The 15,453-nt window shown below is 54.9% G+C and carries 15 protein-coding genes and 1 pseudogene; 3 read left to right on the top strand and 13 right to left on the bottom strand.

The genetic code is table 11. The features are described 5' to 3' along the window. Nucleotides 1–4 precede the first annotated feature (4 nt). Nucleotides 5–1,168 carry an acetyl-CoA C-acyltransferase FadA gene (fadA, locus tag AC07WB_RS01065; RefSeq protein ID WP_345827465.1) on the top strand — a complete coding sequence of 388 codons (1,164 nt, stop codon included), beginning with the start codon at nt 5–7 and terminating at the stop codon, nt 1,166–1,168. Nucleotides 1,169–1,220: 52 nt separating this feature from the next. On the opposite strand, the gene fre is transcribed toward fadA, so the two are convergent. The 3 genes from fre to pepE all read right to left on the bottom strand — a co-directional run bounded on the left by fre (nt 1,221) and on the right by pepE (nt 4,263). Beyond that, complete coding sequence (gene fre, locus AC07WB_RS01060) at nt 1,221–1,922, bottom strand: NAD(P)H-flavin reductase (RefSeq protein WP_345827466.1); 702 nt, start codon at nt 1,920–1,922, stop codon at nt 1,221–1,223. Between the two features lie 39 nt (nt 1,923–1,961). After that, nucleotides 1,962–3,446: a 4-hydroxy-3-polyprenylbenzoate decarboxylase gene (gene ubiD, locus AC07WB_RS01055; RefSeq protein ID WP_097095320.1), complete on the bottom strand. Its 1,485-nt coding sequence runs from the start codon at nt 3,444–3,446 to the stop codon at nt 1,962–1,964. 85 nt (nt 3,447–3,531) lie between these two features. Further along, nucleotides 3,532–4,263, bottom strand: coding sequence for a dipeptidase PepE (gene pepE / locus AC07WB_RS01050; RefSeq protein ID WP_097095321.1), 732 nt, complete (start codon nt 4,261–4,263; stop codon nt 3,532–3,534). A 209-nt stretch (nt 4,264–4,472) separates the two neighbouring features. Here pepE and rfaH point away from each other — a divergent pair, with 209 nt between their 5' ends. Continuing rightward, nucleotides 4,473–4,961, top strand: a complete 489-nt coding sequence (rfaH, locus tag AC07WB_RS01045) for a transcription/translation regulatory transformer protein RfaH (protein ID WP_494939902.1) — start codon at nt 4,473–4,475, stop codon at nt 4,959–4,961. Here the strand turns inward: rfaH and tatD are convergent. The 10 genes and pseudogenes from tatD to udp form a co-directional block, all read right to left on the bottom strand. After that, on the bottom strand, nt 4,958–5,740 hold the full coding sequence (gene tatD / locus AC07WB_RS01040) for a 3'-5' ssDNA/RNA exonuclease TatD (RefSeq protein ID WP_400458750.1): 783 nt from the start codon (nt 5,738–5,740) through the stop codon (nt 4,958–4,960). The two genes, rfaH and tatD, sit on opposite strands and share 4 nt — an antisense overlap. An 87-nt stretch (nt 5,741–5,827) precedes the next feature. Continuing rightward, on the bottom strand, nt 5,828–6,586 hold the full coding sequence (tatC, locus tag AC07WB_RS01035) for a Sec-independent protein translocase subunit TatC (RefSeq protein WP_097095323.1): 759 nt from the start codon (nt 6,584–6,586) through the stop codon (nt 5,828–5,830). Nucleotides 6,587–6,591: 5 nt separating this feature from the next. Further along, nucleotides 6,592–7,125 (bottom strand): annotated as a pseudogene (tatB, locus tag AC07WB_RS01030) (Sec-independent protein translocase protein TatB); the annotation flags it as partial. Between the two features lie 2 nt (nt 7,126–7,127). Continuing rightward, nucleotides 7,128–7,382, bottom strand: coding sequence for a Sec-independent protein translocase subunit TatA (tatA, locus tag AC07WB_RS01025; protein WP_009127893.1), 255 nt, complete (start codon nt 7,380–7,382; stop codon nt 7,128–7,130). Between the two features lie 110 nt (nt 7,383–7,492). Next, nucleotides 7,493–9,130 (bottom strand): ubiquinone biosynthesis regulatory protein kinase UbiB, encoded by a 1,638-nt coding sequence (gene ubiB / locus AC07WB_RS01020; protein ID WP_494939901.1) that lies wholly within the window; start codon nt 9,128–9,130, stop codon nt 7,493–7,495. Beyond that, complete coding sequence (ubiJ, locus tag AC07WB_RS01015) at nt 9,127–9,732, bottom strand: ubiquinone biosynthesis protein UbiJ (RefSeq protein ID WP_097095326.1); 606 nt, start codon at nt 9,730–9,732, stop codon at nt 9,127–9,129. Before ubiJ ends, ubiB begins: the two co-directional genes overlap by 4 nt. A 6-nt stretch (nt 9,733–9,738) precedes the next feature. Continuing rightward, nucleotides 9,739–10,497 carry a bifunctional demethylmenaquinone methyltransferase/2-methoxy-6-polyprenyl-1,4-benzoquinol methylase UbiE gene (gene ubiE, locus AC07WB_RS01010; RefSeq protein ID WP_008105805.1) on the bottom strand — a complete coding sequence of 253 codons (759 nt, stop codon included), beginning with the start codon at nt 10,495–10,497 and terminating at the stop codon, nt 9,739–9,741. Nucleotides 10,498–10,572: 75 nt separating this feature from the next. After that, the gene (rmuC, locus tag AC07WB_RS01005; RefSeq protein WP_494939900.1) at nt 10,573–12,084 is read right to left on the bottom strand and encodes a DNA recombination protein RmuC; all 1,512 of its coding nucleotides are present in this window, start codon (nt 12,082–12,084) and stop codon (nt 10,573–10,575) included. A 68-nt stretch (nt 12,085–12,152) separates the two neighbouring features. Next, the gene (locus AC07WB_RS01000) at nt 12,153–13,424 is read right to left on the bottom strand and encodes a tetratricopeptide repeat protein (protein WP_494939899.1); all 1,272 of its coding nucleotides are present in this window, start codon (nt 13,422–13,424) and stop codon (nt 12,153–12,155) included. Nucleotides 13,425–13,523: 99 nt separating this feature from the next. Then, nucleotides 13,524–14,285: a uridine phosphorylase gene (gene udp / locus AC07WB_RS00995; protein WP_494939898.1), complete on the bottom strand. Its 762-nt coding sequence runs from the start codon at nt 14,283–14,285 to the stop codon at nt 13,524–13,526. A 303-nt stretch (nt 14,286–14,588) separates the two neighbouring features. On the opposite strand from udp, the gene AC07WB_RS00990 reads away from it, so the two are divergent. After that, on the top strand, nt 14,589–15,425 hold the full coding sequence (locus AC07WB_RS00990; protein WP_097095330.1) for a dienelactone hydrolase family protein: 837 nt from the start codon (nt 14,589–14,591) through the stop codon (nt 15,423–15,425). Nucleotides 15,426–15,453: the final 28 nt, after the last annotated feature.

The raw sequence follows: 15,453 nt of genomic DNA, 5'->3' as shown, positions 1-15,453 counted from the left end.
AAAAATGGAAAAAGTGGTGATTGTTGATGCGGTACGCACGCCGATGGGCCGCTCCAAAGGCGGTGCATTTCGCCAGGTTCGCGCGGAAGATCTTTCGGCGCATTTAATGCGCGAGCTGCTGAGCCGTAATCCGTCGGTCGATCCCGCCGCGCTGGACGATATTATCTGGGGCTGCGTACAGCAGACGCTGGAACAAGGTTTCAACATTGCACGTAACGCTGCGCTGCTGGCGGAGATCCCCCATCGTGTACCTGCCAGCACCGTCAACCGCCTGTGTGGTTCGTCGATGCAGGCGCTGCACGATGCGGCCCGAGCGATCATGGTGGGCGATGCGCACGCTTGCTTGATTGGTGGTGTAGAACATATGGGCCACGTGCCAATGAGCCACGGCGTGGATTTCCATCCAGGCCTTGGTCGCACGGTGGCAAAAGCGGCAGGCATGATGGGTTTAACTGCTGAAATGCTGGCGCGCATGCATCACATCACGCGCGAACAGCAAGACGCATTTGCCCTGCGTTCACACCAGCGCGCATGGGCAGCCACTCAGCGCGGTGACTTTAAGCGCGAAATCGTGCCAACCTACGGCCACGATGCCGATGGCGTGTTGAAGCGTTATGAAACCGATGAAGTGATTCGCGAAGAGACCAGCCTGGAGGGATTAGCCTCGTTGCGTCCGGCATTCGATCCGGTGAATGGCACCGTCACCGCGGGTAGCTCATCGGCGCTCTCCGATGGCGCCGCCGCCATGTTGATGATGAGCGAAAGCCGCGCGCGCGAACTCGGCTTAACGCCGCGCGCACGTATTCGCAGCATGGCGGTCGTCGGCTGCGATCCGTCGATTATGGGCTACGGACCGGTTCCCGCCAGTAAGCTGGCGCTGAAGCGTGCGGGTTTAAGCGTGCAGGATATCGACTTGTTCGAGTTCAACGAGGCCTTTGCCGCCCAGGCGCTGCCGTGCATCAAGGACATGGGCTTGCTGGAACAGTTGGATGAGAAGGTGAATTTAAATGGCGGCGCGATTGCGCTCGGTCATCCACTGGGATGCTCCGGTGCGCGTATCAGTACCACGCTGCTGAATCTGATGGAACGTCGCGATGCACAATTTGGTCTGGCGACCATGTGCATTGGCTTAGGCCAGGGCATCGCAACGGTATTCGAACGGGTTTAATACGTTAACCATTGCACGTGTTCCCGCCCTCTCGGGCGGGCTTTTTTGTCTGTCAGATAAACGCAAACGCATCGCCGAACATCTGTGCTTCCAGCGCGCCGCGCTCAGCGCAGAAACGCTCCCGCGCAATCTTCGCCATCTCAAAACGACCGGCAATGTAAATGTCGTGTTCGCTGAGTGAAGCGTAATCCTGCATCACCGCCGTCAGCACCGTACCACTGCGCCCTACCCAATCGTCCGCCGGTTGCTCAACCACCGGAATCACTTTCAGGTTCGGATGCTTCACCGCTAGCGCATTCAACTCATCCAAATCGTACAGGTGCATCAGCTCACGACCGCCCCAGTAAATCGCAATCTCACGATCGGGCTTTTGTGCCAGCGCGGTCAGCAGAATAGAACGCGCGTAGGAGAAGCCAGTGCCACCGGCGATCAGAATGATTGGACGATCGCTCTCTTCACGCAGCCAGGCATCGCCATGCGGCATATCTACCGTAATCTGACGATCGTTTTTAATGCGATCCATCACCGCCATCGCGTAGAGATTGAGATCGGATGCGCCGATGTGCAGTTCAATGATGTCTTTTTCCATCGGCGTGGACGCCAGAGAAAACGGGCGCTTATCGCGCTCATCCATCACTACCATCAGATATTGTCCGGCGCGGAAACTAAAATCCGCGGCCGGAATCAAACGGACGCGGAAAACCGTATCCGTAATCGCTTCAACCGAAGTTACTTTGCAGCTTAACGTTGTCATGCGTTCCCTTTTTCTTCGGGTCTGGTTGGTCTGCCGCTTTTAGCGCTGCGGCGGCTCGGCAAAGATTGCTAATTCATCCCAAATGGCGTCAATACGCGCCGTAACGGCCGGATCTTTGACAATCGGCGTGCCCCATTCGCGTGTGGTTTCGCCCGGCCACTTATTAGTGGCATCGAGTCCCATCTTCGAGCCCAAACCGGAAACCGGTGAGGCAAAGTCGAGATAGTCGATCGGCGTATTCTCAACCAGCACCGTATCACGTGCCGGATCCATGCGCGTGGTAATCGCCCAAATCACATCGTTCCAGTCACGTGCGTTAACGTCGTCATCACATACAATCACAAACTTGGTGTACATGAACTGGCGCAGGAAAGACCACACGCCGAACATCACGCGTTTGGCGTGACCGGCATACTGTTTTTTAATCGTCACCACGGCAAGGCGATAAGAACACCCTTCTGGCGGGAGATAGAAATCCACAATCTCCGGGAACTGCTTGATCAAAATCGGCACCAGCACTTCATTCAGCGCGACGCCCAGCACCGCCGGTTCATCCGGTGGACGCCCGGTGTAGGTTGAATGATAAATCGGGTTGCGACGTTGCGTTACGTGCGTCACGGTAAACACCGGGAAACTATCTACTTCATTGTAGTATCCCGTGTGATCGCCGTACGGCCCTTCCGGCGCCATGTCTCCTGGCTCGATATAGCCTTCCAGCACGATTTCCGCGCTCGCAGGCACTTCAAGTTCGTTCGAGATGCACTTTACCACTTCGGTTTTGTTGCCACGCAGCAAACCGGCAAAGGCATATTCAGAGAGCGTATCAGGCACCGGCGTGACCGCGCCGAGAATGGTGGCAGGATCGGCGCCAAGCGCTACCGATACCGGAAAACGCTCACCCGGATGCGCTTTGCACCACTCCTGGAAATCCAGCGCGCCGCCGCGATGCGACAGCCAGCGCATAATCACGCGATTCTTACCGATCACCTGCTGGCGATAGATACCGAGGTTTTGCCGCTCTTTGTGCGGGCCGCGCGTGACGGTCAATCCCCAGGTGATCAGCGGCGCGGCATCGCCCGGCCAGCATTTCATCACAGGAATACGCGATAGATCGACTTCATCACCGCTAAAAATCTCTTCCTGACACGGCGCGTTGCGCAGGCGCTTGGTGGGCATATTCAATACTTGCTTGAACTGCGGCATTTTATCGAAGAGATCGCGGAAGCCTTTTGGCGGCTCCGGCTCTTTCAGGAACGCCAGCAGTTTACCCACCTCACGCAGCGCACTGACCTCTTCCTGGCCCATGCCCATCGCCACGCGCTTCGGGGTACCAAACAGATTGCACAGCACTGGCATGTCGTACCCTTTTGGGTTCTCGAACAGTAACGCCGGGCCGCCGGCACGCAGGGTGCGATCGGCAATTTCCGTCATCTCCAGTTCAGGATCGATCTCCTGAGTGATGCGCTTTAACTCGCCACGCTGTTCCAGCAGCGAGAGGAAGTCTCGTAAATCCTGATATTTCATGCGGCTTTAGCTTTCCGGCCAGAGTGAAGCGCCATTATAGGTGTGTTTCACGCTAGCATGTTGAGGTTTCTGAGTCAGAAGTGCGTCAGGCTGGCTGACAGGAAAACGGCACCAGCGACTGTATCGCCAGCACATCATGATATGCCGCAGTCGGTTCGCCGTGGCGGAACACTTTGAAGTCTTCACCGCGTGCGCTGTAGTAACGCAGACGATTTTCACTCACGTGCAGGAAGCTGGCTTCGCGCAGCGCAATCACCGATTCATGCGGGTTAACGGCGCAGAATTCAGCCAGACGTTCATCGCGCGTTTCGCCCATATGACCGCTGACGTGCGCATCCAGATAATGCGGATTGATCTGCACCGGGAACAGACCAAGTGCCGGAAGCACCACACTGCTGCGCACTGGCATATCATTGGTGGTTCTGATTGAAGGCGTTGCTACGTTGCATCCGGCGCTCCAGCCGATGTACGGCACATCACGCTCACGCACCGCGCGTTGAATCGCGACGATCAGGCCGTGCTCATGCAGCATTTGATTGAGGAACCAGGTATTTCCACCGCTCACCAAAATCAGCTCAGCTTGCTCAATCGCCGCAACGGGCGAGGTAAACTCATGCACGGTACGCACTTCAATACCTAATGAATCTGATAAATCCTGGGCTCGCTGCGCATGATCGCCACGAATAATCGCGTAGGGCACCAATACCGCGGATGTGATTCCACGCTGGGCGATCATCGCGTGCAGTTGCGGGTGGGCGTAACTCAACAGCGGCGCATCGTCAGCCACTTTGCCATTACTTAACAGGAACAGTTCCATCAGCCACTCCATTTCAATCGTAAGATGGAGAAGGAGTCTGATACAGATGGTTGTCGGCCGTCAATTTTCTTGCAAGAAACGGTGACAAAGACGTATCAATCAGAAGATTCGCAGTGAAATTTTTTTCAGCATACCGTTTCCCTCGGCCGATGCGCTATAACTCTGACAGCAGGTTTGATATTCTTAGCGTCCATTATTTGGGAGCAGTTATGGAATCCTGGTACTTACTCTATTGTAAACGTGGACAACTGTTGCGCGCGAAAGAACATCTTGAGCGGCAAGCGGTGAATTGCCTTAGCCCGATGATCGCTCTGGAGAAGATTGTGCGCGGTAAACGCACTACCGTGAGTGAACCGCTGTTCCCCAACTATTTGTTTATCGAGTTTGATCCCGAAGAGATTCACACCACCACCATCAGCAGCACGCGCGGTGTCAGCCATTTCGTACGCTTCGGCACCATGCCGGCGACCGTATCGCATAATGTGATCGAAGCGCTGCAAACCGATACACCGCAGATCGTACTCGATCCGGAAACGCCGCAGAGCGGTGATGAAGTGATCATCACCGATGGCACTTTCGAAGGGCTGCGCGCCATTTTTGCCGAGCCGGATGGTGAAACGCGTTCGGTGCTGCTGCTAAACATGCTGAATAAACAGGTGATGCGCAGCGTGGATAACAAGCAGTTCCGTAAACTTTAAGCCAATTTAAACAGCTGGCGCGCGTTGAGATTGACCTGCGCGCCCAGCGCTTCTGCCTCTTCACCGCGCCAGTTTGCTACTTGCTGCACAATGTGCGGCAGGAAACACGGCTCGTTGCGACGCGAAGTCGGCCTTGGATGCATATCGCGCGGCAGTAAATAGGGCGCATCCGTTTCCAGCAACAGTCGCTCGGCCGGAATCAACGGCAGCAGTTCACGCAGTTCCATACCGCGACGTTCGTCGCACACCCAGCCGGTAATGCCTACAGAAAGTCCCAGCGCCAGACAAGACTGCAGCTCATCGCGCGTGCCGGTAAAACAGTGCACCACCGCACCCGCCAGTTTTGGCAACCACGGCTCAAGCACGGCAACAAAACGCTCGTGTGCTTCGCGGCAATGCAAAAAAACGGGCAGCTGCAGCTCAGCGGCCAACGCCAGCTGCGCATCAAAAGCATACTCTTGCTGATCGTGTGCCGAGAGATTGCGATTGAAATCCAGTCCACATTCGCCGATGGCGACGACTTGTTCGCTCTCCGCGAGACGGCGCAAGGTATTCGCCGTCTCCGCCGACCATTCGCTGGCGTGATGCGGATGGACGCCCGCTGTCGACCAGCAATAACCAGCATGTAATGCTGCTAGCTGGCGTGCCTGCTGACTCTCAAGCGCATTGGTGCCGGTAATTAACAGGCCGGTGACGCCTGCTTCGCGCGCACGTTTCACAACCTGCTCGCGATCTTTTGCGAATTGCGTGCTGGTCAGGTTTACACCGATATCAAACATGTTTTCTCCCCAATAAAAAAACCGCCCAATGGGCGGTTTAGATGCTTTCTCTTCCCGCTCGCTAGCGGGTGCCCTGCATTAAGGACATCAGGATTCGGTATTGTGTTCCTCATCCGAAGCGTGACGCCCTTTACCCACATAGTAACGGGAGAAGAATACGCCGACTTCAAACAGGCAGTACATCGGAATAGCGAGCAAAGTTTGGGAGAAAACGTCTGGCGGTGTGAGCAACATCCCAACAACGAACGCGCCAACCAAAATGTAAGGACGTTTCTTTTTCAGATCTTCCGGCGAGGTGATGCCCGTCCAGCATAGCAGCACAATCGCAATCGGCACCTCAAACGCCACGCCAAACGCCATGAAGATCGTCATAACGAAGTCGAGGTAGTTAGTAATATCCGTCGCGATAGTCACGCCCTGCGGCGCGGTTTTGGCAAAGAAGCCAAACGCCAGCGGGAACACGATGAAGTAAGCGAACGCCACGCCGACATAGAACAGCAGCGTACTGGAGAATAGCAGCGGCATCACCAGTTTACGCTCGTGACGATACAGCGCTGGCGCCACAAACGCCCATACCTGATACAGAATCACCGGCACGGCCAAAAATACCGAGACAATGATCGTGAGCTTGATAGGGGTAAAGAACGGCGATGCAACATCGGTGGCGATCATGCTCGCCCCGGCAGGCATCTGGCTAATCAGCGGTGACGCTACCAGATGGTAAATATCATTCGCAAAGTAGACCAGACACAGAAAGATGACTAAAACAGCGATGATGCAGTTCAACAAACGCTTGCGTAGCTCAATCAGATGGCTAATGAGCGGTTGGGTATCTTCAACGGCCATGTTTATGGTTCATCTTTTACGAGAGAAGTCTTCGCGGTGCTTTGTGGGGCACTGGCGACGGAGTGAGTTTCCGCTACAGGGGATACGTCATGTGGCTGCTGCGGAGCCTGCGCAGGTGCACTGGTTTGATGCTCCGCTGCAGCGGGCGTGACAGGCGGTGAAGTCACTGGCTGGGCAGCCTCTGCTGCTGGCCGGGTCTGATGAATGGTGTTCGCTTCATCTTCCTCTTTTTCGAGATCGATGCTCTGCTGCACGGAGCGCTTCATGGAGTCAGCGGTTTTCCGCAGTTCTTCCATCGACTCTTTCAGCTCCGGCGACAGCGTGCCGCGGCCCGCCTCTTCTACCTTTTTCAGGCTGTCCTGCAGCTCCTGCAGTTTCAGCTCCTGCGCCAGTTCATTTTGTACATTCGCCGCCAGCGAGCGAATGGCTCTGATCCAGCCAACGACAGTTTTCACCGCAACCGGTAAGCGCTGCGGGCCAAGCACAATTAGCCCGATAACGAACACCAATACCAGTTCACTAAAACCAATGTCGAACACAGTTATACCTGCTTGTCGTTCCGGGCGTCGTCTTTAGTCGCCGAGGTTTGCTGTTTGTCTGCCAGAGTTTTGGCGTTGAAGTCAGCGTCCTGCTCTTTCGGTTGATCCTTTTTATCGTCTTCGTCACCCATGGCTTTTTTGAAGCCGCGAATGGAAGATCCCAAATCCGAACCCAGGTTGCGAAGTTTATTGGTACCGAACAGAAGTACAACAATGACGGCAATGATTAACAATTGCCAAATACTGATACCGCCCATGAGATATGCCTCTAATATTCTGTGAAAAACTGTTGATTGTAACGCACAGAAAGCCCGTATGATTTCGGGCTTAAGCTTGCGACATTACGCGATTTGCACCAGGCAGACAATCAGTTTGTCTTGCGCCAGCCGATAAGCCAGGTGACGATGCCTGCGGCCATTAATAGCGCGGGAAAGAAATCCCAGTCCGGTCGACTTAACAGCACGGCGGTGCCACTTAATAACAGTGTAGCGCCTACACCGAAGAGGTAGCGCGCCTGATGATTGCGCGTTCGCTGTGCATTTAAATCGGTGACGAGTTTATCGACACTGTGCTTCAATAATTTGTGCTGGCGCATGCTGTCGTAAAAAAGTTCCGGCAGTTCTGGCAATTTTTCCGCCCAGTACGGCGCCTTCTCTTTCACCGCCCGCAGGATCGCCGGAATCCCAATCTGGTCTTTGATCCAATCCTCGAGGAACGGCTTGGCCGTTTTCCACAGATCGAGCTGAGGATAGAGCTGGCGGCCAATCCCTTCGACATAAAGCAGCGTTTTCTGCAGTAGCACCAGCTGCGGCTGCACTTCCATATTAAAGCGACGCGCCGTATTAAACAGGTTTAGCAGCACATGCCCGAAGGAGATCTCGGCCAGCGGCTTTTCGAAAATCGGTTCACATACGGTACGAATGGCGAATTCGAAGTCTTCCACATTGGTATCGGGCGGCACCCAGCCGGAATCAACGTGCAGCTCAGCCACTTTGCGATAATCGCGATTAAAGAAGGCAATGAAATTCTCTGCCAGATAGCGCTTATCTTCCTTGTTTAGCGAGCCAACGATGCCACAGTCAATGCCGATGTACTGCGGATCTTCCGGGTGGTCATAGCTGACGAAAATATTGCCAGGATGCATGTCGGCATGGAAGAAACTGTCGCGGAATACCTGGGTGAAGAACACCTGCACGCCGCGCTCCGCCAGCAGCTTCATATTGACGCCGTGCTGCTCCAGCGTAGCGATATCTGAGATGGGAATACCGTAAATGCGCTCCATCACCATCATCGATTCGCTGCAGTAATCGGAAAACACTTCCGGTACATACAGCATGCGGCTTTGATCGAAGTTACGCCGCAGTTGGATGGCGTTCGCCGCCTCACGTAGTAAATTCAGCTCATCAATCAAGGTTTTTTCATAGTCGCGCACCACTTCTACCGGGCGTAAACGACGCCCATCTGGCAGTAAACGCGGCACCCATCGCGCCAGACGATAAATCAAGCGCATATCCGCTCGGATCACCGGCAGGATATCGGGACGAATCACTTTGATCACCACGTCACGACCATTGGATTTCAACGTTGCCGTATGTACCTGCGCGATGGAGGCGGACGCCAGCGGTTTGATGTCGAAATCGTCAAACCAGGTTTCTACCGGCCCGCCAATCGACTTTTCAATCTGCTGCTTCGCTTTAAAACCATCAAAAGGTGCCACACGGTCTTGCAACACTGCCAGCTCATCGGCAATCGCCGGTGGGAACAGATCGCGCCGCGTGGAAAGCATCTGACCAAATTTGATCCACACCGGACCAAGCTGCTCCATCGCTAAACGGATACGCACGCCAGCGGAAGCGTCTTTGTGTTGATTAGGGATCCAGAAAATGCAGCGCCGCCACAAGCGTAAAAGCAGCGTGAAGCGCATGCGGGGAATCAGTTCATCAAGGCCGTAAGTAAGAAAGATCTTGATGATGAAGTATAAGCGCCGAATTTCTCCCAGCGTCATTTCGCCTCCAGCTGTGCCAAACGCGTTTCAAACGCATTGAGCGAACGTTCCATCGCTTCCACTTCCTCGCAGAACCATGCCAACTCCAGTGCACCCGGCGCGACGCGCCACTCTTCGGTTAGCGCCTGGCCAAGATAATCCTGACGGCGGGTCACCTGCTGCTGCACAAATTTCAACGCCTGGCGTGCGGCCTGGCTAATGCCCTGCGCGGCAATATCACCCATCCACGGCGCAAGATATTCTGCCGGGTCAAGCTCGGCGAGATCCATCAGCGCAGAGAACTGCTGCACCACCTGCAAATCACCTTCCACGTCCAATTCACCGCTACGGATTAAACCGGTGAGTTGCTGACGGTCGCGCAGTTTCGGCAAGGTGCTGAGACGCAGGCTCACCGCGCAGTCGCCGCTGTCCTGCCAATCACTCAACACATCAAGCTGTGATTCGCTAAACACCAGCACTAAGGGAAAATCGAGCTCTTGCAGGCGCAGCAGCAACACTTTACCTGCCAGACGCTGACGCGCGGCTTTAAGGCTGCGATCGCGGTACAGAACACGGTTCAGGGCGGTCTCAAGACCGCCGGTAATAAGAGGAGTTAAAGTCATGATGGATTAGAATTTAAATCCGCGATGCAGCGCGACAATACCGCCAGTCATATTGAAGTAGGTGGTATTTTCAAAACCCGCATCGTTCATCATCGCTTTCAGGGTTTCCTGATCGGGATGCATACGTATTGACTCCGCCAGATAACGATAGCTCTCGGCATCTTGCGCCACCAGCTGACCAATACGCGGCAGAATATGGAATGAATAGGTGTCGTAAGCTTTGCTCAGCGGCTCCAGTAGCGGCTTGGAGAATTCCAGCACCAGCAGGCGTCCGCCCGGCTTCAGCACGCGGAACATCGACGCCAGCGCTTTCTCTTTTTCGGTGACGTTACGCAAACCGAACGAGATGGTAATGCAATCGAAATAGTTATCCGGGAAAGGCAGCGCTTCGGCGTTAGCCTGCACATAGCTGACGTTGCCCGAGACGCCGAGATTACGCAGCTTTTCGCGCCCCATCTTCAGCATGGAGCTGTTGATGTCAGCCAGGACAACCTGGCCCGTTTCGCCGACCAGACGCGAGAATTTTGCCGTCAGATCGCCGGTACCACCCGCCAGGTCTAACACACGCTGACCGCGGCGCACGCCGCTGCTATCAATGGTAAAACGCTTCCAGACACGATGGATGCCAAACGACATCAAATCGTTCATCAGGTCATATTTTGCCGCGACGGAGTGAAACACGTCCGCGACTTTATCGGCCTTTTCGCTTTTAGCGACGGTCTGGAAGCCAAAATGGGTAGTTTCCTGCTGTGATTCATCTGCCATCGGTTTTACCTGTTCCACAAACAATTCTTGCCGAAGTGTATCAGAGTCGCGCTACACGAGCACGCGACCACCGTGCTATTCGTTGATGCGGCGCAGCGAATCCGTTGTTGGATCCGTGGCGTTTTCATCAACCGCGGGATCGTCAGCCCAATCTTCATCCGCCTCTTCCGGCTGCGCCTGTTCCACCAGCTGTGGATTGATGGGCCGCTTGATCTCGACACCCAGCGAGCGGAAGGCTTCACTTTGCGCAATCAGGTTGCCGCGCCCTTCTGACAGCTTTTTCATCGCCTGATGATAACTTTGCTGCGCTTTATCCAGATTATGCCCAATGCCGCTCATGTCATCGACGAACAGCCGCATCTTGTCATACAGCCGCGTTGCCCGATCGGCGATACGCTGCGCGTTGCGGCTTTGATGCTCGTAACGCCAGAGATTGTTAATGGTACGCAGCGCCACCAGCAGCGTCGTTGGACTCACCAGCATAATATTCTGCTGTAACGCTTCGCTGATCAGCTCTGGCTGGCGATCGATGGCCAGCAGAAACGCGGGCTCCACCGGGATAAACATCAACACATAATCCAGAGAGCGTAAACCGGGCAATTGTTGGTAATCTTTTCGGCCGAGCAGCCGAATATGGCCGCGCATGGCATTGACGTGCTCCTGAATCGCCTGCTCACGCGTGGCTTCATCGTCAGCATTGAAATAGCGCTCGTAGGCCACCAATGTCATTTTGGCATCAATCACCACATCTTTGCCCTGCGGCAGTCGGACGATAACATCCGGCTGCATCCTGCCCTGCTGTTCCAGCTGCACGCTCACCTGCGTTTGGTATTCATGGCCTTCACGCAGACCTGAGGCTTCGAGTACGCGGCTGAGCACCACTTCGCCCCAGTTGCCCTGGATTTTATTATCGCCTTTCAGCGCTTTGGTGAGGTTGACCGCTTCCTGTGCCATCTGTGCGTTCAGTTGCTGCAACTGACGGATTTCGTGCGTCAGCGTATGACGTTCGCGCGCTTCCAGGCCAAAGCTGTCATTCACCTGGCGGCGGAAACCGTCCAGCTGTTCACGCAGCGGAGCAATCAGGCTATTCAGACTCTGACGGTTTTGTTCATCGACACGTCGTCCACTGTTTTCGAAAATGCGATTCGCCAGATTTTCAAACTGCGCGCTAAGGCGCTGCTCGCTATTGGTCAGCAGCCGCTGTTTCTCCTCGGCGCCGTAACGCGTCTCTTCAAGCCGAATGGTGACTTCGCGCAGTTCAGCTTCCTGGGCGCTATTCACTTCAAGCTGATTACGCAATTCACGACTGAGCTGCTCACTTTCGCCGCGCCAGTAATCAAGCTGCTGTAAGCGCTCTTGCGCACCGCTAAGCGCGCCATGCAGTTGACGCAGCTCTTGTTCGCGCTGCTGGAGCTGCTGCTGAAGGTGTTCGAGCTGCTGCTGTTGACGCTGCTGCGCCTCTTCCAACAGACGGCGCTCGGTGGTGAAGCTGGCGTGTTGATGACCGGCGCGCAGCTGGGCAATGATCCAGCCAATGCCCAGGCCGGCCAGTGCCAGCGCGCCGCTAATGATAAGTTGTTGATCCATAATTCCCCCGCGGATCGTCTCGCTGAGGGAAAAGGTAGAGGTGTACTGTATGAATGTCCAGACAATATTTACCGCGTTTTGACGGTCAGCTTGCCCGCTTTCCACGCATCAATCAGGAAGAACGGCATGGGCAGCACCCATTCGGTTTCGTTCTGTATTTTAGCCGGATAGGTCCAGCTTTCTCCGTCATAAGTGATCTCAACCCGCTGCCAACCGTTTTCCGCATTATCCACGACACCCGCCATGCTGGAGAAGCCCGCGTTACTGCCGACATGGAAACTGTTGGTTTGCCAGCGAATCGGTTGATGCGTCGGCCAAGGCTGTGCCTGATGAAAATGAAAAATATCATCGTGACTGAGCAAACTGTCGCGCACCGTTGGCCACAGCGCCACTTTAAGGAAGTACTGATCGGTAAAGCGTTCGCTGCCTTGATACTGGGCGATAAAATCGCGCATCTGCTGTTCAACATTGTGGAACACGCCGTGACAGCCGCCCCACATGCCCGCGAGCAGCAGTTCGGTGTGAGTAAAGTAGTCACGCATGTGGTGGAACCAGTACGGTGAATTCAGCCAGGCTTCCACCGCCGCGACTTCGCGCTCTGACAGCAGCGAATCGGCATCACGCACGATAAAGCGTTTAACGCTGGGATCGTCCATCACCAGAAAACGCCACAGCGTAGGGAAGAGCGTTTTTTCCTGCGACATATCCACCAGCTGGCTATTCGGCTGCTGCAGACGTTGCCAGACATGCTGCGGTACGCTGTCGTCGAGATAAATGCGGCAGATCCAGTCAGGATAAAGCTCGCGCGCCACTTCGATGTTTTTAATCAGCGTTTCACAGTAGCGTGGCTGATCGCCGAACAGGCTGAAGGCGATGATATTCTCCGCGGGGTTACTGCGATGAAACGGCGGCGGCGCAGCGGAAGGTAACACGACTTTCTGGCCCTTGCTGAAGGTCGCATCGGATTTCTCCAGCGACTCCAGGCCGTAACGCGCCACTTCATCGTGCTTTTCCAGCCAGCCGCAAACTTCCGTCAAGCCATCCAGCCAGGTTTCCGAGGCTTGTGCACGCTGCGCCGGCGGGGCCTGATAGACCTTCTGGTAAATCTTATACGCTTTTTTATATTCGCCCACACGCATCAGTGTTAGCGCGTAGTCGCTAAGCACCTGCATATGCTGAGGCAAAACGCGCAGCACTTCTTCACAACACTGACGCGCAAGGGGATAGTTCGCAGCCGTCATGGCGGCGCGAAATCGTGCTGCTGCACCTTCAACGCGTGATTGCGCAGCAGCGGGATTATTAAGGGAATGAGGGCGTGAGACAGAAACCATTTTGCGCATAAGTAATTTCTCAGTAAGACTGAAATAGCGCGCATTCTAATCAGGCAATTATTGAGCTCCCTATGGTCCTGGTCTCGAATTCATCCCTTGAATGGCGCACTAAATTAAACGACGCGCGGCTTCAACAACAATTTTCACCGCATCACTTTCGGTCTGCTTCATGGTCGCCGCATCCGGAATCTCTTTCTGCGTACGGTTCACGATGACGCCAGCCACCATGCCGGCACGCAGCCCCTGACTGGCGCACATGGTTAACAGTGTAGCGGATTCCATCTCATAGTTAAGAACGCCCATTTGCTGCCACTCATTCATCGAGCCCTGGAAGCGATTCACGACGCGGCCCGAGAAGGTGTCGTAGCGTTCCTGGCCAGGGTAGAAGGTGTCTGAAGAGGCGGTGATGCCAATGTGTGTTTTCGCGCCACACTCTTCCGCCGCAGCGACCAGCGCGGTGGTGCAGGCAAAATCGGCCACGGCCGGGAACTCCATCGGCGCAAAGTGCAGGCTGGCACCATCAAGGCGAACAGAGGCGGTGGTGACCAATACATCGCCAACATTAATATGCGGCTGAATCGCGCCGGTGGTGCCAACGCGCAGGAAAGTACGCACGCCAAGCTGCGCCAGCTCTTCTACCGCAATCGACGTGGATGGCCCGCCGATACCGGTTGAACACACCACCACAGGTTTTCCATCCACTTCCGCCAGATAGGTGGTGAACTCCCGGTGTGAAGCCAGATGCTGCGGATTGTCCATCAGCGCGGCAATTTTCTTCACGCGCTCTGGATCGCCGGGAACGATGGCAAGGGTGGCGCCTTTGAGGGAAGCTTTGGTAATACCAAGGTGGAAAACGTCAGACTCGGCCATAACAGACTCCTGCTAAATAGGGGGGATGTGCGCGCCACTCTACGTGAGCAGGCAACATAATTATGTGATTCATTTCACCATCAACAATGAAACTTACATTATCAGAAAAATATTATGTGATTATCATCACACATTAACGCTGTGCAATTCTGAATTGCTACAAGCGGTGCTGTGTAAGTTCTTAGCGCAATGTTAATAGAGAAGAAGTATGCATGAAAAATTCCTCGGCACCCTACGTCAGTCTGGCTTACCTCAGCCAGGCTATAGTTACGTGATTGCGCAATGGCTAGCACGGAGAGAATAATGAAAACCGAAGACAATATGACACAAAAAACGGCGCCCGGCGGCTTTGCGCCGGCAGTTCAGCCCACCGCAAGCAGCACCATTATTACCGCCAGCGACGCGATTCATGCGGGTGAAACCTCAGTCCCAAGCCAGGGCGAAAATCTGCCCGCCTATTATGCACGGCCAAAAGCGTATCAGGGCACGCTGCCGGTCGTTTTAGTGGTGCAGGAGATTTTCGGGGTGCATGAGCATATCCGCGATATCTGCCGCCGTTTGGCGCTGGAAGGCTATCTGGCGATTGCCCCTGAGCTCTATTTCCGCGAAGGCGATCCTAACGATTACAACGACATTCCCACCTTGTTCAAAGAGTTGGTGAGCAAGGTGCCGGATACGCAGGTACTGTCCGATCTCGATCATGTGGCCAACTGGGCGGCACGCCATGATGGCGATATCCGTCGCCTGGCCATTACCGGTTTCTGCTGGGGCGGACGCATTAGCTGGCTATTTGCTGCACACAATCCGCAGGTGCGTGCCGCAGTGGCGTGGTACGGCCGCTTAGACGGTGAAAAAACGCTGAAGCAGCAAAAGCATCCTATTGATATCGCGGTGGATTTGAATGCGCCGGTATTAGGATTGTACGGTGGTCAGGACGAGAGCATTCCGCTGGAGAGCATTGATAAGATGCGTCAGGCGCTGCATGCTGCCAATGCCAAAGCGGAGATCGTGGTGTATCCGGATGCCGGTCACGCCTTCAACGCCGATTACCGTGCGAGCTATCACGCGGATTCTGCTAAAGATGGCTGGCAACGCATGCTGGCGTGGTTCACGCAGCATGGCGTGGCGCCGAACGCGTAATAAAAAAGGGGCGCTCATGCGCCCCAAC

This window comes from Pantoea sp. GW821-FHT03E06 (genome assembly GCF_059420725.1).
This window is presented reverse-complemented; position numbering and strand designations above follow the sequence as displayed.